Origin of the sequence: Aeribacillus sp. FSL K6-1305, from assembly GCF_038050115.1 — a bacterium.
Taxonomy (GTDB): Bacteria; Bacillota; Bacilli; order Bacillales; family Aeribacillaceae; genus Aeribacillus; species Aeribacillus composti.
This window is the reverse complement of sequence record NZ_JBBOQV010000001.1, coordinates 1089761-1108402: the sequence shown is the minus strand read 5'-3', so window position 1 is coordinate 1108402 and position 18642 is coordinate 1089761. Positions and strand designations below refer to the sequence as shown.

Sequence of the window (18642 nt, the reverse complement as noted above, 5' to 3'; positions counted from 1 at the left end):
ATAGGAGGAGAACAAAGTGGCACGTCCGAGACGTATTTTATTGTGTGTAACGGGAGGAATAGCGGTTTTCAAGGCTGCAGCTTTGACGAGCAAGCTGACACAGGCGGGTTTTGATGTGAAAGTGATCATGACAGAATCTGCTACGAAATTCGTCACCCCTTTGACGTTTCAAGTACTATCGAGAAATGAAGTGTTTTTAGATACTTTTGATGAAAAAGATGCGAAAGTGATTGCACATATCGATTTAGCCGACTGGGCTGATTTAGTGCTCGTAGCTCCAGCAACTGCCAATATCATTGGGAAACTTGCCTCAGGGATTGCCGATGATATGGTGACAACGACACTGCTGGCGACAACTGCACCGGTTTGGATTGCTCCTGCAATGAATGTACATATGTATGACCATCCGGCTGTAAAACGCAACATTGAAACGCTTGATCGGGACGGCTATCAGTTTATTGAACCGCAAGAAGGACATCTTGCATGCGGTTACGTTGGCAAAGGCCGCCTGGAAGAGCCGGACAAAATCGTTGAACTCATTCAAAACCATTTTTCCGATCAAACGAAGGTACCTTCCGTCTTGAATCAGAAAACAATTATCATTACTGCGGGGCCGACAAGGGAAAAAATAGATCCTGTCCGGTTTTTCTCCAACCATTCAAGCGGAAAAATGGGCTATGCGATCGCCGAGCAGGCGAAGGAGCTTGGAGCGAGCGTAATTTTAATTTCCGGTCCGACTTCTCTTGCGCCGCCGGCCGGGGTGACATTTGTGCCAGTTGAAAGTGCTGAAGAGATGTATCATGAAGTGATGAACCATTTTGACAAAGCCGACATTGTGATTAAATCTGCCGCAGTTTCTGATTATCGGCCGAAACAAACATTTGATCAAAAAATGAAAAAAAAGGACGGCTCATTAGTCATTGAATTGGAACGTACGGAAGACATTTTAAAAAGACTCGGCGAGAAGAAAGGAACAAAATTGCTGGTAGGATTTGCGGCGGAAACGGAAAATGTTGAACAATATGCGCTGCATAAGCTGAATGAAAAGAACTTGGATTTAATTGTCGCCAACAATGTAAATGAACCAGGAGCAGGATTTCAAAAGGATACAAATATAGTGACGATTTTTCATAGAAACGGAGAAAAGAAGGCGTATCCGCTTATGTCTAAAAAAGAAGTGGCAAATGCAATTTTAAGAGAAATTGAAAAGCTTTTGAAAGGTGAATAGATAATGCGGTATGCAAGCGTTGTTGTGGATGTCCCGGCAAAAGGCACGGACAAGCTATTTGACTACGAAATTCCAAATAAATTCGCTGGCGTAATCCAGCCTGGCATGAGGGTCATCGTTCCTTTCGGCTCCCGCAAGCTTACTGGATTTGTCGTTCAGTTAAAAAATGAAACAGATATTGACAGTGTGAAACCGATCCATTCGCTTTTTGATCCGGAACCGGTATTAAATCATGAACTGTTAGAGCTTGGCGCATGGCTTAGTGAAACGACTCTTTGCTATAAAATCACCGCTTTTCAGGCAATGCTTCCGGCTGCGATGAAAACGAGGTACATAAAAGAAATCAAGCCATCGAGCTCCGCTCAATTGGAGGATTTGCCTGAAGAGATCAGGACTGCTTTCGAAAAAGGAGGGCCGCTTTCATGGGAGGATTTACCTTCATCACTTGTCGCCGTCGTTCAAAAGGAAATTCGTAATGGGAATTTGCAAATCGATTATCGTGTCGAACAAAAGCAAAAAAAACGGCTTGTGAAATATGTAAAGCCTCTTTTGCCGGTTCGTGAGCTTGAAGAACAGCTTCAGCATTTGCCAGCTCGCGCCCATAAACAGAAAGAGGTTATTCAATTTTTTATTGATCATCCTAATCCGATTTTATTAACGGAGTTGACGAACAGCATACAAGGAGCTTCAATTGCCGTCAAAGCGTTAATTAAAAAAGGTATTTTGACAGAGGAGCAAGTAGAAATTTACAGAGATCCTTATGAGCATAAACAGTTTCCGAGAACGAAGCCTTTACCGTTAACTGACGAACAAAAACGTGCAATGGAGCCGATTTTAGACAAGCTGAATCGACACGAGCACGAAGTATTTTTAATGTATGGGGTCACGGGAAGCGGCAAAACGGAAATTTATTTGCAAGCGATCGAGAAGGTATTGAATGAAGGAAAAGAAGCGATCGTGCTAGTACCTGAAATATCGTTGACTCCTCAAATGGTTCAGCGGTTTAAAAGCAGATTTGGCAGCCAGGTTGCTGTTCTTCATAGCGGGTTGTCCAGCGGGGAAAAGTTCGATGAATGGCGGAAAATTTACCGGAAAGAAGCGAAGCTTGTCGTCGGGGCGAGATCAGCAATTTTTGCCCCGTTTCAAAATATCGGCATCATTATTATTGATGAAGAGCATGAAACTAGCTATAAACAGGAGGAAAGTCCTCGGTATCATGCAAGGGACGTTGCCATTTACAGAGGGAAATATCATCAATGTCCAGTCATTTTAGGAAGCGCCACTCCGACGCTTGAATCATTTGCGAGAGCACAAAAAGGCGTTTATACGTTGTTAACTTTAAAAGAACGCGTCAACCGCCGTCCTCTGCCGGAAGTCCATATTGTCGACATGCGGGAGGAGCTGAGAAACGGCAACCGATCGATGTTTTCAAGAACGTTGTTTGAAAAGCTGACAGATCGCTTGAAGAAAGGAGAGCAATCTGTACTTTTATTAAACAAGCGCGGCTATTCTTCCTTCGTCATGTGCAGAAATTGCGGACATGTCATAGGATGTCCTCATTGCGATATTTCCCTTACTTATCATCGGCATGGGGAAAAGCTAAAATGCCACTATTGCCAATTCGAAACAGCCATGCCGTCGCGATGCCCAGAATGTGGAAGCGAGCATATCCGCTTTTTCGGAACAGGAACTCAGCGTATCGAGGAAGAGCTCAACAGGCTTATCCCGGAAGCGCGTGTCATACGGATGGATGTCGACACGACCAGCCGTAAAGGAATGCATGAAAAGCTTTTAAACGCATTCGGCGAAAAAAAAGCAGACATCCTGCTTGGAACACAAATGATTGCAAAAGGATTGGACTTCCCTGATGTCACATTGGTCGGAGTGCTTTCGGCTGACACGATGCTCCATCTTCCTGATTTCCGGTCTGGAGAAAAAACGTTTCAATTATTAACGCAAGTAAGCGGAAGAGCAGGCCGGCATGAGCTTCCGGGGGAAGTGGTGATTCAAACTTATACGCCTGAGCATTACTCCATTCAATTGGCAAGCTTGCATGATTTTGAAACATTTTATCGACAGGAAATGAAAATGAGAAAATCTTTTGCCTATCCGCCCTATTATTTTCTCATTCTCATTACCGTTTCCCATCCAAATGCGATAAAAGCAGCTGAAGTAACGGAGAAAATTGGACAATATTTAAAGCTTCATTTATCAAATGAGGCGCAGATCCTCGGTCCTGTCAGTTCGCCAATACCGAAGATGAAAGATAGATATCGATTTCAATGCATGATAAAATACAAACGGGAAAAAAACTTGTATAATTCACTGAAATTATTGTTCGAGCATTATGAAGAGGACATGTCGCAAACGGATTTAAAATTGATGATTGATCTAAATCCGTATACCATTCTATAAATTGGTTATGTAAATTGTTAGCATCATATCTAGTTTTTAGATGTCGATGAGTTGGAAACAATAGAAGGGAGATATGTATGGCGAAAATTATATTTATGGGCACGCCTGACTTTGCTGTACCAGTGCTAAATCGAATCGTAAAAGACGGTCATGGCGTTTGTGCGGTTGTCACACAGCCAGACCGCCCGAAAGGAAGAAAAAAACAATTGACGCCTCCGCCTGTAAAAGTGGCTGCAGAACAACATAACATTCCAGTGTTTCAACCTGAAAAAATCCGTCACAAAGAAGAAATAGAAAAAATTTTGGCGTTAAAACCCGACTTAATTGTAACGGCTGCTTTTGGTCAAATTTTGCCAAAAGAGATTTTGGACGCACCGAAATATGGCTGTATAAATGTACATGCTTCTCTTTTGCCTGAACTGCGTGGCGGAGCACCCATTCATTATGCCATCATGCAAGGCAAAAAGAAGACGGGAGTTACGATCATGTATATGGTGGAAAAACTGGATGCCGGAGATATTTTAACACAAGTCGAAGTTCCAATTGATGAAAGGGATACGGTTGCTACATTGCACGACAAATTGAGCGAAGCAGGCGCCAATCTTTTATCACAAACGATACCGAAAATTTTAGAAAACAGTATAACTCCAATTCCGCAAGATGAAACGAAAGCCACATTTGCCTGGAATATTCAAAGGGAACAGGAAAAAATCGATTGGACGAAAAGCGGTGAAGAGGTGTACAACCACATTCGCGGGTTAAATCCTTGGCCAGTTGCCTACACGGTTTTGAACGGAAAGACGATTAAAATTTGGTGGGGAGAAAAAGTGAAGAAAGAACACCAAGCAGAGCCTGGAACAATTGTTTCCGTCGACAAGGACGGTTTCGTTGTTGCAACAGGAAATGACGTTTCCATTAAAATTATTGAGCTTCAGCCGTCCGGAAAGAAAAAAATGAGCTGCGAGCAATTTTTAAGAGGAACGCAAATTGAAATAGGGATGACATTCGAATGAAAAAACGAAATGCAAGAGAACTAGCAATGGATTTACTAGTGGCCATCGAAGAAAAACAAGCATACAGCAACCTGCTGCTAAATACATGGATTGATAAATATAAATTGGAGCAAAAAGATGCTGCTTTATTGACAGAGCTTGTCTACGGAACCATCCAGCGGAAGCTGACTCTTGATTACTATTTATCGCATTTTCTAGAGAAAAAGAAAAAAATTAGCAATTGGGTGATCCAGCTTTTAAGAATATCGCTTTATCAAATGGTGTATTTAGAACGGATTCCTGACCGCGCGGTTCTTTATGAGGCAGTGGAAATCGCCAAAAAGAGAGGACATAAAGGGATTGCGGCTTTAGTAAACGGTGTTTTGCGAAATATACAACGAAAAGGCCTCCCTACCATTAAAGATATACAAGATCCGATTGAGCGTTCAGCGGTAAAGACAAGCGCTCCGAAATGGCTTGTCGAACGGCTTGCGAGTCAATACGGGTTTGAGACTGCGGAAAATATATTATCCTCGCAGCTTTTGCATGCTAAACAGACAGCTAGAGTGAACAAGCTGAAAACGACAGTTCCTCAGGCGATCGCTGCTTTGGAAAAAGAAGGAATAAAGGCGGTAAAGGGAAAGCTGGTTGATGAGGCCATCGAAGCTGTAAAAGGAAATTTAGCGAATACGAGCCTCTATCAAAAAGGTTGGTTCACCATTCAAGATGAAAGCTCGATGCTCGTCTCGCTAGCTTTACATGTAAAAGAAGGAGAGCAAATTTTGGATGCATGTGCAGCTCCGGGAGGGAAGTCAACTCATATTGCAGAGCTTTTGAATAATACGGGTAAAGTCGTCTCCCTAGATTTGCACGAGCATAAAATCCAGCTCATCGAAAAACAAGCATCAAGGCTTGGGCTCTTGAATGTAAACGCAAAAGTGCTGGACAGCCGCAACGCCTCGGAGCATTTTCCGCCAAACAGCTTCGACAAAATTTTAGTGGATGCACCGTGCAGCGGATTCGGTGTCATAAGAAAAAAACCGGAAATAAAATATACGAAAACAGAAGAAGATATTCTTTCTTTAACATCAGTGCAAAAAAAGATATTAGCTTCCGTAGCTGATTTGGTGAAGCCTGGAGGTTTGCTTGTTTATAGCACTTGCACAATAGATAAACAAGAAAATGAGGAGATGATAAAATATTTTTTAAAGGAGCATGATGACTTTCAATTAGATGAGACGTTAAAAGATCGAATGCCGGAAAAAGTTCGACAATACGTCGAAAACGGCTTTGTGCAAATTTTGCCGCAATATTTCAATACCGACGGATTTTTTATCGCGGCTTTGAGAAGGAAGGTACAATGATGGACAAGATGCAAGTAAAACCATCTATTTATTCGTTAAAATATTCCGATTTAAAAGAATGGCTTGAACAACAAGGCGAAAAAAGCTTTCGAGCAGCACAAATTTTTGATTGGCTGTATAAAAAACGCGCTGCCTCTTTCGATAAAATGACCAATTTGCCAAAGTCATTGAAGGAAGCATTGGCGGAGCATTTCGATTTGACAACATTGAAAACAATTGTTAAGCAAACGTCAAAAGACGGCACGATGAAATTTTTGTTTGAGCTCCATGACGGCTATTCCATTGAAACGGTGTTAATGAGGCATAATTACGGAAACTCAGTATGTGTGACAACACAAGTTGGCTGCCGAATCGGGTGCACCTTTTGCGCTTCCACATTAGGTGGATTAAAACGAAATTTATCTGCGGGGGAAATTGTAGCTCAAGTCATAAAAGTTCAGCAAATATTAGATGAAATCGGCGAACGAGTCAGCCATGTCGTCATAATGGGGATTGGAGAGCCTTTTGACAACTATGAAGAAATGATGTCATTTTTAAAAATCATCAACGACGAAAAAGGATTGAACATTGGCGCCCGCCACATTACTGTTTCAACGAGCGGAATTATCCCTAAAATTTATCAATTTGCTGATGAAAATTTACAAATCAATTTAGCTATTTCCCTCCATGCACCGAATACAGAACTGCGCACAAAGCTAATGCCGATCAATAAAGCTTTTAAGCTTCCTGATTTAATGAAGGCAGTCAAATATTATATTGACAAAACAGGGCGGCGAATTTCATTTGAATACGGACTGTTTGGAGGCGTAAATGATCAAGTGGAGCACGCACTCGAGCTTGCTGAGCTAATAAAAGATTTAAAATGCCACGTGAATTTAATTCCAGTCAACTATGTTCCGGAGCGGAATTATGTTCGCACGAGCAAAAATCAAATTTTTCGATTTGAACGGACATTAAAGGAACAAGGGATTAATGTCACGATCCGAAGAGAACATGGACACGATATTGATGCAGCTTGCGGACAGTTAAGGGCAAAAGAGCGAAAAATAGAGACGAGGTGAATAAATGAAAACCGCTGTTTTTACTGACAAAGGAAAGGTCAGAACCCATAATGAAGACGCCGCAAGTGCCATTCTTAACCGACACGGGCAAATTTTAGCTGTCGTGGCTGACGGAATGGGTGGCCACCTCGCAGGCGATGTCGCAAGCAGAATGACGATCGAGCATTTTGAAAAAAGCTGGAACGAAGCGGAAAAAATGGAACATCCCGAGCAGGCGGAGAGCTGGATAAACGATCATATTGCCGAAGTCAACGAAGAACTTTTGACATATGCGAATGAACATAAGGAATGTAAAGGAATGGGCACGACGTTTGTCGGTGCCATCTGTACTGAAAGCTTTGCTACAATCGCCCACATTGGTGACAGCCGATGCTATTTGTTAAATAAAGCCGGTTTTGCTCAAATTACCGATGATCATTCATTAGTGAACGAGCTTGTGAAATCGGGACAAATTTCAAAAGAGGATGCGAAAGAGCATCCGCGAAAAAACATTTTATTGAAAGCTCTCGGCACAGAACAATCTGTCGATGCAGATATTAAAACAGTCGTCCTAGAAGTAAACGATTATTTGCTTCTTTGTTCTGACGGTTTATCGAATAAAGTGCAGGAACATGAAATGGAATCAATTTTATCATCCGACCAATCACTGGAAGAAAAAGCGAAGGAATTAATACGGCTAGCAAATGAAAACGGCGGCGATGACAATATTTCTGTCATTATTTATAAACATGTCATCAGCCGCGAGAGTGATGGAACATGCTGATCGGCAAGCGGATTAGCGGCCGTTACAAAATTTTGAAAGTGATTGGCGGAGGAGGAATGGCAAACGTTTATTTAGCAAGAGACATTATTTTAGAACGCGACGTTGCCATTAAAATTTTACGACTAGATTTTTCAGATGATGATGAGTTTATACGAAGATTTAGGAGAGAGGCACAATCGGCAACAAGCCTTGCCCATCCGAATATCGTCAGCATTTACGATGTCGGCGAAGAAGATAACATTTACTACATCGTGATGGAGTATGTGGAAGGCAAGACGTTAAAGCAGTACATCCAGCAAAATGCACCTTTGCATCCTAGAGAAGCATTAAATTTAATGGAGCAAATCGTATCAGCCATTGCTCACGCACACGAAAATCAAATTGTCCATAGAGATATAAAGCCGCACAATATACTTATTGACAACCTCGGGAACATTAAAGTGACCGATTTTGGGATTGCTATGGCTCTGACATCAACAACCATTACCCACACTAATTCCGTGCTGGGCTCTGTACATTATTTGTCGCCTGAACAAGCGAGAGGTCAGATTGCAACAAAAAAATCTGACATTTATTCGCTCGGCATCGTCCTGTATGAAATGCTGACAGGCAGGCTCCCTTTTGACGGGGAATCGGCCGTATCAATCGCTTTAAAGCATTTGCAATCAGAAGCTCCGTCTCCAAAGAGATGGAACCCTGAGATCCCCCAAAGCGTCGAAAATATTATTTTAAAGGCGATGGCGAAAGACCCTCTTCACCGTTATTCCTCTGCGGAAGAAATGGGAGAAGATATTCGCACTGCCTTTAATACAGACAGATTAGATGAAAAGAAATTTGAAATACCTGATAACGACGAAAAAACGATCACCCATCCGATTGTTTTACATGATATACCTGAAACTGGGGAACAAACAATCATTCATCATGCAAAGGATCGGCAGCCGTCGGGAGCAGAAAAGGAACAAAAGCATGAAAATATTGTAAGCCCTAAGAAAAAAAGAAAATGGCTGAAAATGTTATGGATGGCGACAGCTGTAGTCATCATAGCCATCATTTTAGCACTTCTCGTTCTTCCTAAACTAATCCTTCCAAAAGATGTAGAAGTGCCTGATGTGAGAGGGAAAACATATGAGGAAGCTGTCAACCAATTGCTGAAGGAAGGATTTGATGTCAAAGACACGATTTTGTTGGAAAACGATGAAATTGAAGAAGGATATGTCATAAGGACAGAACCAGAAGCAGGAGAAATGGTAGAAGAAGGTTCTTCTATTATCATTTATGAAAGTGCAGGCAAGAAAAAGGTGACGCTTGATAATTATATCGGGAAGGATATCGAAAGAGTAAGACAGCTCCTTGAAGTAAAAGGATTTTCCAACATTACAGTATTGGAAGAATATAGCGGAGAAGAGGAAGGAACTGTCATTGACCAATCTCCGAGTGAGGGAGCAGAGCTCATTCCTGATGAAGATGAAATTACATTAACCGTGAGCAAAGGACCGAGAAAAATCACGCTTGCAGATTTAACGGGATACACAGAAGAAGCTGTTAAAGACTATGTGGAAAAAGAAGGTTTATCTTTTTCAAAGAAAGAAGAACATTCCGATGAAGTTCCTGCCGGTCAAGTGATTTCCCAATCACCGAGCGCAGGAAAAAAAGTGCTTCCGGGTGAAAAAATAGAAGTGGTTATTTCCTTAGGTCCGGAAGAAAAGCCGGACAAAAAAGTCGTCCGTGAAGTAGAGATCCCGTTTGATCCCGAAATTCACGGCGAAGAAGCGGAAGTGGGTATTTATATCAATGATGCTGAGCATTCTATCGGTGAACCTTATGAAACATTTAAAATATCAAAGCCTACCAAAAAGAAAATTGAGCTGACGATTCAACCTGGTCAATCCGCTTATTATCAAGTTTTGCTGAATAATGAAGTGGTGAAAACTGAAACGGTTCCTTATCCTGAAAATTAATGAAAAAGGAGGTCATGTATGCCAAAAGGCAAAATTGTTAAAGCGTTAAGCGGATTTTATTACGTATTGGCTGAAAATAAGCTTTATCAATGCAGGGGAAGAGGGGTGTTTCGAAAAAATAAAATTTCCCCTCTAGTAGGAGATGAAGTTATTTTTCAGGCGGAAAATGAAAAAGAAGGCTACATTCTAGAAATTTTGCAAAGAAAGAATGAATTGATCCGTCCGCCCATTTCAAACATTGATCAAGGGATCTTAGTTTTTTCCGCTGTAAGTCCAGATTTTAGCGCCAAGCTGCTGGATCGCTTTTTGGTGTTAATGGAAGCCAAAAATATTCGCCCGATCATTTGTATTACAAAAATGGACTTAATTGCAGATCATGTAATAGATGAAAAGATTCGTCAGTTTGCCAAAGATTATGAAAAAATTGGCTATCCTGTCTTTTTGATGACTACAAAAGAGCCTGAAACAGTTAAACAGGTCATTCCTTATTTAAAAGACAGCATTTCAGTGATTGCCGGGCAATCTGGAGTTGGCAAATCCTCCATGTTGAACTGCCTGGATCACCGTTTGCAATTGAAGACAGGAGAAATTTCCGATCATTTGGGGAGAGGAAAGCATACAACGAGACATGTAGAGCTCATTTCATTGGGAGGGGGACTAGTCGCCGATACGCCCGGATTTAGTTCGCTGGAGTTTACGGGTATAGAAGCTGCTGACTTGCCGAATTGCTTTCCAGAGATAAAAGAATTTAGCATTCAATGTAAATTTCGAGGCTGTCTTCATCAGAAGGAGCCAAAATGCGCCGTTAAAGAAGCGGTTGAAAATGGCGATATTTCCTCCTACAGGTACGAACATTATCTTCAGTTTTTAGAAGAGATAAAAGAAAGAAAGCCGAGGTATTGAACATGGTTAAAATTGCACCTTCGATTTTATCCGCAGATTTTTCTAGGTTGGCAGAAGAAATTATTGATGTGGAAAAAGGAGGAGCGGATTACATTCATGTTGACGTGATGGACGGCCACTTTGTGCCGAATATTACGATCGGTCCGCTCATTGTGCAAGCGATCCGCCCAGTGACCAAGCTGCCGCTTGATGTTCATTTAATGATTGAACAGCCTGATCGTTATATTCCTGCTTTTGTTGAAGCAGGAGCCGACTTGTTGTCCGTTCATGCGGAAGCCTGCCCGCATCTTCATCGAACGATCCATTTAATCAAATCGAATGGAGTGAAAGCAGGTGTTGTTTTAAATCCACATACTCCTGTATCGATGATCGAGCATGTAATAGAAGATGTTGATCTCGTGCTTTTGATGACGGTTAACCCTGGATTTGGCGGACAAGCGTTTATTCCATCAGTCATCAAAAAAATTCAGCAAGTTTCTAGCATCTTGAAAGAAAGAAATTTGCAAGTTGAGATCGAAGTGGACGGCGGCATCAACGCTGAAACAGCCAAATTGTGTGTGGAAGCTGGAGCAAATGTGCTTGTGGCAGGATCAGCCATTTATAATCAAAAAGATCGCAAACAAGCGATCAAATCTATAAGAGGAATGTGAAAGAACCGTTTATATGCGGTTCTTTTCACATTTAAAGGAAAAAATTTTTCATTTTTATGTTGATTCTTCAATAGATGTCAAGTACTTTTTTATTTTTTTCATGCATAAAGATATTGTAAGAAAAGTTGATGAAGACGTTCTAATTAGTATCTAAAATACGGATGATGAATATGCTACTTATAGACGTTTTTTAGATTTCTCATGGGGAGGGTAAATATAAATGAGATTTTATACAATTAAGCTTCCGAGGTTTTTAGGAGGAATTATACGGGCAATGCTCGGTTCATTTAAGAAAGATTAAAGAAGCACCTATCAAGGTGCTTTCTGCTTGTAGACAAAGCCAAATGGTGTGAACTCTACAAGCTTTTTTTATACCAAATTATATTGTGGGGATTTACCATTCTGTTAGAATGTTCATCTTCAACTGGAAAAAATAATAGAGGACCCCGATTAAGTGCATGTTGCCTTCGTTTTTAGCAAACTGTCAACAAATACAGTAAATGGCAGGGATTTTTGTCTTCAATACTAAAAAGCTGCCTCATTTTTCTTCCATCTTTTTTGTGTAAAAAAGAATTTTTTTAATTTAAGTAGACTTTATGCGGTTGATTTTGTGTATGCCAAAAGGAACACGGATCGCGCTGAAGAAAGGCAAACTGTTTAAGAAAGTGGAATGTATTCCGATCGTTAATATGTAGTAAATAACCTATGTAGTTTTTTTAGCAGTTTGAAAAAATTTCATGTTAACGTGGATTTTATAGTTGTAGGATTCGCCTAAAAAGAAGAATGTGCTTGAAGAAATGTGACATTGGAAGTGCTTCAAAAGGTGAATAAAGAGTATTGAAACAAAACGGGCAGAAGTTTGTTAAAGCGCCGATTTTTTAAACGCTTATTTTCGAAATACTTTTGATCAGAAGATATCGGGATTCGCCGATTTCTTCTGATCATAATCCAACCTCTTGTCGTCTAACTTTTGTTTTATACACGCTCAACTTTTCCAGATTTAAGAGCACGTGCAGAAACGTATACACGTTTTGGCTTTCCATTCACAAGAATTCGCACTTTTTGAAGGTTCGCTCCCCATTTGCGTCTTGAAGCGTTCATAGCGTGAGAGCGCGTATTGCCAAAGCTTGTTTTTTTGCCAGTAATTACGCATTTACGAGCCATTTCTATACCTCCTAACTTGCAAGGAAATTGCTATTTTGACAATGTTTCAAGATACTATAATAATGTAACATACACCCTTGATCATTGCAATATAAATTCACCTCACTTTCAAGAATTTACGCTTGACATCATCATGTATTAATGCTCTTATTATGTAGGGAGCCATGACATTTCTTTAAATCCAAATCATCATATAGTAAAATGTTTGTAATGAACGTATGCTAAAGGAGGAACTCGAATGTCCATCGAATTAAAAACGAAATATGGCCAGATCGAAATTTCGAATGATGTAGTCGCACAAGTTGCCGGCGGTGCAGCTGTTGATTGTTACGGAATTGTCGGAATGGCTTCCAAAAATCAAATTAAAGACGGACTCTCAGAAATTTTACGGCGAGAAAATTTCAGCCGTGGAGTGATCGTCCGCCAAGAACAAGAGAGCGTTCATATTGATATGTATATTATTGTCAGCTATGGAACAAAAATATCAGAAGTTGCTCATAATGTTCAAACAAAAGTGAAATATACATTAAATCAAATTCTTGGATTATCTGTCGATTCCATTAACATATATGTGCAAGGGGTTCGTGTTACGAATCCGTAGAGAAGGAGGAAACATTTGTGGCCAATACTTTGCTTGATGGGAAGCGCTTTGCGGAAATGGTGATTCAAGGAGCGAATCATCTATCTAATAATGCGAAAGTGGTGGATGCGTTAAACGTTTTTCCTGTTCCGGATGGGGATACGGGAACAAACATGAATTTATCCATCACAGCTGGAGCAAAAGAAGTACAAAAACATGTTTCATCAAATATCGGTTCTGTAGCTGGAGCATTTGCAAAAGGTCTGTTAATGGGCGCGCGTGGAAATTCTGGGGTTATTTTATCCCAGCTTTTTCGTGGGTTTGCAAAAGCGGTTGAAGGAAAAGAATCGATCAATGCGGATGAATTTGCTAAAGCTTTTCAAGCAGGTGTTGATACTGCCTATAAAGCTGTTATGAAGCCTGTTGAAGGGACTATTTTAACGGTTGCAAAAGATGCTGCGAAAAAAGCTGTTAAAACAGCTAAATCAACCGATGATCTGACAATTGTTATGGAAGAAATGGTAAAAGAAGCAAAGGAGTCATTAAAGAGAACGCCTGAGCTTCTGCCTGTCCTAAAAGAAGTGGGCGTTGTGGACAGCGGTGGACAAGGACTTGTATTTATTTACGAGGGATTTTTGGCAGAATTAAAGGGAGAGAAAATTTCCGAATCCCCTAAGCTTCCTTCGATGGACAAACTGGTAAGTGCAGAGCATCATAAAAATGCACAAAGTCATATTAATACAGAAGATATTAAATATGGATATTGTACAGAATTTATGGTTCGGTTTGAAAAAGAAAAAGAGCCGTTTTCTGAAAAGAAATTTCGCGAAGATTTATCCCGGTTCGGAGATTCGCTTTTAGTAATTGCCGATGATGAACTTGTCAAAGTACATATCCACTCTGAACAGCCTGGCGAGGTATTGACATACGGGCAGCGCTACGGCAGCTTATTGAATATGAAAATTGAAAACATGCGCGAGCAGCATAGTACAATTGTCAATAATCAAACGGAAAATGTATTATCTACTGAACCGGCGGCACCCAAAAATGCAAAGTACGGAATTATCGCGGTTGCCATGGGCTCGGGAATTTCCGACCTTTTTACATCAATTGGTGCAACAAAAATTATTGAAGGCGGCCAGACGATGAATCCAAGTACGGAAGATTTTGTAAAGGCTGTCGAACAGTTGAACGCAGAGAATATTATTATTTTGCCGAACAATTCCAATATCATTATGGCAGCCAATCAAGCAGCACAAATAACTGATAAAAATATAAGAGTCATTGAAACGAAAAGCGTTCCTCAAGGATTATCCGCCCTGCTGGCTTTCAATCCTGAACTCGGTTTAGAGGAAAACGTAAAGGCGATGGAGGAAGCAAGCAGGAATGTGAAAACAGGACAAGTCACATATGCTGTAAGGGATACAAGTATTGACGGACTTGCGATAGAAAAAGGAGACTTCATGGGGATTTACGAGAAAACCATCGTCGCAAAAGATAAAAGCAAACTTGAAGCTGCCAAAAAATTGTTGGATCAAATGATCGATGAAGAGGATGAAATATTGACGATTCTCCAAGGAGAAGATGCATCCGAAAACGAAGTAGACCAATTAGTCCAACATGTTGAAAATCATTATGAACATATCGAAATTGAGGTTCATAATGGAAATCAGCCATTATATTCTTATATTTTTTCAGTTGAGTAGAGCAGGAGGGCTTCGGCCTTCCTCTTTTTATTTCACGGTTTAAGTATTTTTGGTAAACTAAATATCGATATTTCAAACGGTTTTAAAGGAGGTTTCCCGCGGCTAAGTTCAAAGCTGCAAACAGAACATGAACCAATTGCTACAACCGGTCACAGCGGTTAAAGGGGTAGGAGAACAAACAGAACGTTTGCTGCATGATATGGGAATACATACTGTTTCTGATTTGCTTTATTATTTTCCTAATCGCTATGAAGACAACCGTTTAAAGGATCTTGCTGAAGTGAAGCATAAAGAAAGAGTGACAGTCGAAGGAAAGGTTTACAGCGAGCCATTGCTGACCTATTACGGAAAGAAGCGGTCGCGTCTTTCCTTTCGCCTGCTTGTCGGCCGTTATGTTGTCACTGCAGTATGTTTTAATAGACCATATTACAAACAGAAGCTTGCCATCAATCAGGTTGTTACCGTCTCTGGCATTTGGGACCGCAATCGGCAAACTGTCAATGTTCAACAGATTCATTTTGGGCCTCATAAGCAAAATCAAGAAGTAGAACCCGTTTATTCAGTCCGCGGAAAGCTGACTGTTTCAGAGCTAAAACGGATTATCAGGACCGCCATCCAGTCGTATTCCAGTTTTATTCCAGAAAATTTGCCGGAAATGCTCAGGAAGCGATATAAATTGCCGATGAAAGAAGAAGCGGTAAGAGCCATGCACCTTCCCAAAAATGCCGATGAACTGAAACAGGCAAGAAGAAGATTTGTTTATGAAGAATTTTTATTATTTCAATTGAAAATGCAGGCGATTAAACATTTTCGCAGGTCTTCCTCAAGAGGAATTTCTCATCATTTTGATCGAAAAGAATTGCAATCCTTTATCGACACGCTTCCTTTTTCATTAACAAACGCACAAAAGCGTGTCGTTTCGGAAATTTTATCCGATATGTCTTCACCCTACAGGATGAACCGCCTTCTTCAAGGAGATGTTGGATCAGGGAAAACCGCAGTTGCTGCCATTGTGATGTATGCCGCTGTGTTAAGCGGCTATCAAGCGGCATTGATGGTTCCAACGGAAATTTTAGCTGAGCAGCATGCGAAATCATTGTCAAATCTTTTTTCGCATACGTCTGTCCGCATCGCTTTATTAACAAGCTCAATCAAAGGGAAAAAACGAAAAGAACTGCTTCTTCAGTTGAAATCCGGGGACATTAACATGATCATAGGGACGCATTCCCTTATTCAGGAGGAAGTGAATTTTTGCCGTTTAGGGCTTGTGATTACGGATGAACAGCATCGGTTCGGCGTCAATCAGCGAAGAATATTGCGGGAAAAAGGAGAATTCCCAGATGTGTTATTTATGACGGCAACTCCTATTCCAAGAACTCTTGCTATAACTGCATTTGGCGAAATGGATGTTTCCATCATTGATGAAATGCCTTCCGGAAGAAAGAAGGTAAAAACATATTGGGTTCGGCCGGAAATGTTAACCCGAATTCTAATATTTATTGAAAAAGAAGTGAAAAAGGGCCATCAAGCGTATGTGATTTGTCCGTTAATTGAAGAATCGGAAAATTTGGATGTTGAAAATGCTGTGACAGTGCACAGTCAATTAACTCAATTTTATCAGGGCAGAATTCAAATCGGCCTTTTGCATGGGCGCATGTCACAAGAAGAGAAAAATCAGGTGATGATGGATTTTAGCGAAAATAAAGTGCAAGTTCTTGTCTCCACGACAGTAGTGGAAGTGGGCGTAAACGTACCGAATGCCACGGTCATGTTAGTTTACGATGCGGAGCGGTTTGGTCTTGCCCAGCTCCATCAGCTGAGAGGAAGAGTTGGCCGGGGAAACTTGCAATCCTATTGCATACTGCTTTCAGATCCGAAATCAGAAATAGGAAAAGAAAGAATGAGAATTATGACGGAAACAGATGACGGCTTCCGTTTAGCTGAAAAAGATTTGGAGCTTAGAGGTCCAGGAGATTTTTTCGGCAAAAAACAAAGCGGCATACCAGAGTTTAAAATCGCCGACATGATCCATGATTACAGAGCGCTTGAAACTGCGAGATCTGACGCTGCCCAACTGATTCAGTCTGATGCTTTTTGGAAGGATGAACAATTTGCGCCGCTCCGCGATGATTTAGAGGCTTCCGGAGTGTTGAGCGGAGAGAAGCTGGATTAGCCAAAAAAAAGAATTCATTGTTGCAAACTTATTTCTTTGATTATATACTTGTTATTAGTACCTAGTCTTAATACTAGTCGGACGGTGTAAAAAATGAGACGCAGTAAAAAGGAAAGACAGCGTTTATTGTTGGAAACAATTCAAGAAACGCCTTTTATTACAGATGAAGAATTAGCTGAAAAATTTGGTGTCAGCGTCCAAACCATCCGTTTGGACAGACTAGAACTGTCGATCCCGGAATTAAGAGAACGAATCAAGCATGTCGCTGAACGAAAACTTGAAGATGAAGTCAAATCCCTTCCGATTGATGAAGTGATCGGTGAAATTATTGATCTTGAGCTCGATAAATCAGCTATTTCGATTTTTGATGTTAAAAAAGAGCATGTTTTTAGCCGAAATCAAATTGCACGCGGCCATCATCTATTTGCACAAGCGAACTCTCTTGCCGTCGCTTGCATTGATGATGAATTGGCATTAACGGCTAAAGCGACAATCCGTTTCACACGGCAAGTAAAAGAAAATGAGCGCGTTGTCGCAAAAGCAAAAGTCACTCGCATTGACCGAGATAAAGGCCGCACGTTTGTTGAAGTAAACAGCTATGTCGGCAACGAACTCGTTTTTTCAGGTGAATTTGAAATGTTCAGATCTGCGAATCAATCTAAAAAGGAAGGGGCAAAACATGAAGATAGCTATTGATGCAATGGGGGGAGACAACGCGCCTCAAGCGGTTGTAAAAGGAGCATTAAGAGCGCTTGATGAATTTTCTGATTTGGAAATTGAATTAATCGGAAATGAGTCGCTGATCACTCCATTGTTAGAAGGTAGACATACAAACATTTCTATTTTTCATACAGAAGAAAAAATTGAAAATGACGACGAACCTGTTCGGGCTGTGCGCAGAAAAAAAAATGCGTCGATGGTCATTATGGCTGAAAGAGTTCGCGACAAAAAGGCGGATGCCTGCATTTCAGCTGGGAATACAGGCGCGCTTATGACTGCCGGTCTGTTTATTATCGGCCGTATAAACGGCATCGACCGGCCGGCGCTGGCACCAACGCTGCCGACCCTTGATGGAAAAGGCTTTGTGATGCTCGATGTCGGCGCTAATGCAGATGCGAAAATGGAACATCTGCAGCAGTATGCAATCATGGGCTCCGTTTATGCAGAAAAGGTGAGAGGGATCAAATCTCCGAGAGTTGGCTTGCTCAACATTGGAACGGAGGAAAAAAAGGGGAACGAATTAGCTAAACAGGCTTTTCAACTTCTGTCTCAATCGCCGATCAACTTTGTCGGCAATGTAGAAGCGCGCGACCTGCTGAAAGGAGCGGCTGATGTTGTAGTAACGGACGGTTTTTCAGGAAACATTGCTTTGAAAGCCATTGAAGGCACAGCACTTTCGGTATTTGCCATGATGAAAGAGGCGTTGACAAGCTCTTTTACAGCGAAAATTGCTGCAGCTGTTTTGAAGCCGAAATTAAAAGGACTAAAGAAAAAAATGGATTATTCAGAGCATGGCGGGGCTTGCTTATTCGGGCTGAAAGCACCGGTGATCAAAGCCCACGGTTCATCCGATGAGCTGGCTATTTTTCATGCTATTCGCCAGGCTCGGGAAATAGTGGCAAACTCCGTATCTTCAACGATAGAAGAAACGATTCAGAACATGCAATTGAAAGGGGATTGAC

General features: G+C 41.1%; 16 protein-coding genes. 15 read left to right on the top strand and 1 reads right to left on the bottom strand.

The features are described from left to right. The first annotated feature begins 16 nt into the window (after positions 1-16). The 10 genes from coaBC (at position 17) to spoVM (ending at position 11638) form a co-directional block, all read left to right on the top strand. Entirely contained in the window at positions 17-1228 is a 1212-nt protein-coding gene (coaBC, locus tag NST97_RS05190) for a bifunctional phosphopantothenoylcysteine decarboxylase/phosphopantothenate--cysteine ligase CoaBC (RefSeq protein ID WP_144597709.1), read from the top strand. Positions 1229-1231: 3 nt separating this feature from the next. Beyond that, on the top strand, positions 1232-3643 hold the full coding sequence (priA, locus tag NST97_RS05185; protein WP_341343001.1) for a primosomal protein N': 2412 nt from the start codon (positions 1232-1234) through the stop codon (positions 3641-3643). 77 nt (positions 3644-3720) lie between these two features. After that, on the top strand, positions 3721-4656 hold the full coding sequence (gene fmt, locus NST97_RS05180) for a methionyl-tRNA formyltransferase (protein WP_341343000.1): 936 nt from the start codon (positions 3721-3723) through the stop codon (positions 4654-4656). Next, a complete protein-coding gene (gene rsmB, locus NST97_RS05175) occupies positions 4653-5999 on the top strand; it encodes a 16S rRNA (cytosine(967)-C(5))-methyltransferase RsmB (RefSeq protein ID WP_341342999.1) in 1347 nt (448 codons plus the stop codon). The genes fmt and rsmB overlap by 4 nt, the downstream gene beginning before the upstream one ends. Further along, positions 5999-7060 (top strand): 23S rRNA (adenine(2503)-C(2))-methyltransferase RlmN, encoded by a 1062-nt coding sequence (gene rlmN / locus NST97_RS05170; protein ID WP_339209948.1) that lies wholly within the window; start codon positions 5999-6001, stop codon positions 7058-7060. Before rsmB ends, rlmN begins: the two co-directional genes overlap by 1 nt. A gap of 4 nt (positions 7061-7064) precedes the next feature. After that, on the top strand, positions 7065-7823 hold the full coding sequence (locus NST97_RS05165) for a Stp1/IreP family PP2C-type Ser/Thr phosphatase (RefSeq protein ID WP_339196590.1): 759 nt from the start codon (positions 7065-7067) through the stop codon (positions 7821-7823). Next, a complete protein-coding gene (pknB, locus tag NST97_RS05160) occupies positions 7817-9784 on the top strand; it encodes a Stk1 family PASTA domain-containing Ser/Thr kinase (protein WP_339230534.1) in 1968 nt (655 codons plus the stop codon). The genes NST97_RS05165 and pknB overlap by 7 nt, the downstream gene beginning before the upstream one ends. An 18-nt stretch (positions 9785-9802) precedes the next feature. After that, positions 9803-10687 (top strand): ribosome small subunit-dependent GTPase A, encoded by an 885-nt coding sequence (gene rsgA / locus NST97_RS05155; RefSeq protein ID WP_339209945.1) that lies wholly within the window; start codon positions 9803-9805, stop codon positions 10685-10687. A 2-nt stretch (positions 10688-10689) separates the two neighbouring features. Continuing rightward, on the top strand, positions 10690-11337 hold the full coding sequence (rpe, locus tag NST97_RS05150) for a ribulose-phosphate 3-epimerase (RefSeq protein WP_327847729.1): 648 nt from the start codon (positions 10690-10692) through the stop codon (positions 11335-11337). A 220-nt stretch (positions 11338-11557) separates the two neighbouring features. After that, positions 11558-11638: a stage V sporulation protein SpoVM gene (gene spoVM / locus NST97_RS05145; protein WP_063388445.1), complete on the top strand. Its 81-nt coding sequence runs from the start codon at positions 11558-11560 to the stop codon at positions 11636-11638. A 674-nt stretch (positions 11639-12312) separates the two neighbouring features. On the opposite strand, the gene rpmB is transcribed toward spoVM, so the two are convergent. Continuing rightward, on the bottom strand, positions 12313-12501 hold the full coding sequence (rpmB, locus tag NST97_RS05140) for a 50S ribosomal protein L28 (protein ID WP_063388444.1): 189 nt from the start codon (positions 12499-12501) through the stop codon (positions 12313-12315). Between the two features lie 238 nt (positions 12502-12739). On the opposite strand from rpmB, the gene NST97_RS05135 reads away from it, so the two are divergent. The 5 genes from NST97_RS05135 to plsX all read left to right on the top strand — a co-directional run bounded on the left by NST97_RS05135 (position 12740) and on the right by plsX (position 18641). Further along, positions 12740-13102 (top strand): Asp23/Gls24 family envelope stress response protein, encoded by a 363-nt coding sequence (locus tag NST97_RS05135; RefSeq protein WP_063388443.1) that lies wholly within the window; start codon positions 12740-12742, stop codon positions 13100-13102. 17 nt (positions 13103-13119) lie between these two features. Further along, positions 13120-14787 carry a DAK2 domain-containing protein gene (locus tag NST97_RS05130; RefSeq protein ID WP_341342998.1) on the top strand — a complete coding sequence of 556 codons (1668 nt, stop codon included), beginning with the start codon at positions 13120-13122 and terminating at the stop codon, positions 14785-14787. 127 nt (positions 14788-14914) lie between these two features. Beyond that, on the top strand, positions 14915-16960 hold the full coding sequence (gene recG / locus NST97_RS05125; protein WP_341342997.1) for an ATP-dependent DNA helicase RecG: 2046 nt from the start codon (positions 14915-14917) through the stop codon (positions 16958-16960). A 93-nt stretch (positions 16961-17053) separates the two neighbouring features. Beyond that, positions 17054-17656 (top strand): transcription factor FapR, encoded by a 603-nt coding sequence (gene fapR / locus NST97_RS05120; RefSeq protein ID WP_339209942.1) that lies wholly within the window; start codon positions 17054-17056, stop codon positions 17654-17656. Next, entirely contained in the window at positions 17640-18641 is a 1002-nt protein-coding gene (gene plsX, locus NST97_RS05115) for a phosphate acyltransferase PlsX (protein WP_339192948.1), read from the top strand. The genes fapR and plsX overlap by 17 nt, the downstream gene beginning before the upstream one ends. Position 18642 lies beyond the last annotated feature (1 nt).

Coding starts and splice junctions, on each gene's coding strand:
- recG (WP_341342997.1), top strand. CDS start 14,915: ATGAACCAATTGCTACAACCGGTCACAGCGGTTAAAGGGGTAGGAGAA.
- priA (WP_341343001.1), top strand. CDS start 1,232: ATGCGGTATGCAAGCGTTGTTGTGGATGTCCCGGCAAAAGGCACGGAC.
- rsmB (WP_341342999.1), top strand. CDS start 4,653: ATGAAAAAACGAAATGCAAGAGAACTAGCAATGGATTTACTAGTGGCC.
- rpmB (WP_063388444.1), bottom strand. CDS start 12,501: ATGGCTCGTAAATGCGTAATTACTGGCAAAAAAACAAGCTTTGGCAAT.
- fapR (WP_339209942.1), top strand. CDS start 17,054: ATGAGACGCAGTAAAAAGGAAAGACAGCGTTTATTGTTGGAAACAATT.
- plsX (WP_339192948.1), top strand. CDS start 17,640: ATGAAGATAGCTATTGATGCAATGGGGGGAGACAACGCGCCTCAAGCG.
- NST97_RS05165 (WP_339196590.1), top strand. CDS start 7,065: ATGAAAACCGCTGTTTTTACTGACAAAGGAAAGGTCAGAACCCATAAT.
- pknB (WP_339230534.1), top strand. CDS start 7,817: ATGCTGATCGGCAAGCGGATTAGCGGCCGTTACAAAATTTTGAAAGTG.
- fmt (WP_341343000.1), top strand. CDS start 3,721: ATGGCGAAAATTATATTTATGGGCACGCCTGACTTTGCTGTACCAGTG.
- spoVM (WP_063388445.1), top strand. CDS start 11,558: ATGAGATTTTATACAATTAAGCTTCCGAGGTTTTTAGGAGGAATTATA.
- rsgA (WP_339209945.1), top strand. CDS start 9,803: ATGCCAAAAGGCAAAATTGTTAAAGCGTTAAGCGGATTTTATTACGTA.
- rlmN (WP_339209948.1), top strand. CDS start 5,999: ATGGACAAGATGCAAGTAAAACCATCTATTTATTCGTTAAAATATTCC.
- rpe (WP_327847729.1), top strand. CDS start 10,690: ATGGTTAAAATTGCACCTTCGATTTTATCCGCAGATTTTTCTAGGTTG.
- NST97_RS05135 (WP_063388443.1), top strand. CDS start 12,740: ATGTCCATCGAATTAAAAACGAAATATGGCCAGATCGAAATTTCGAAT.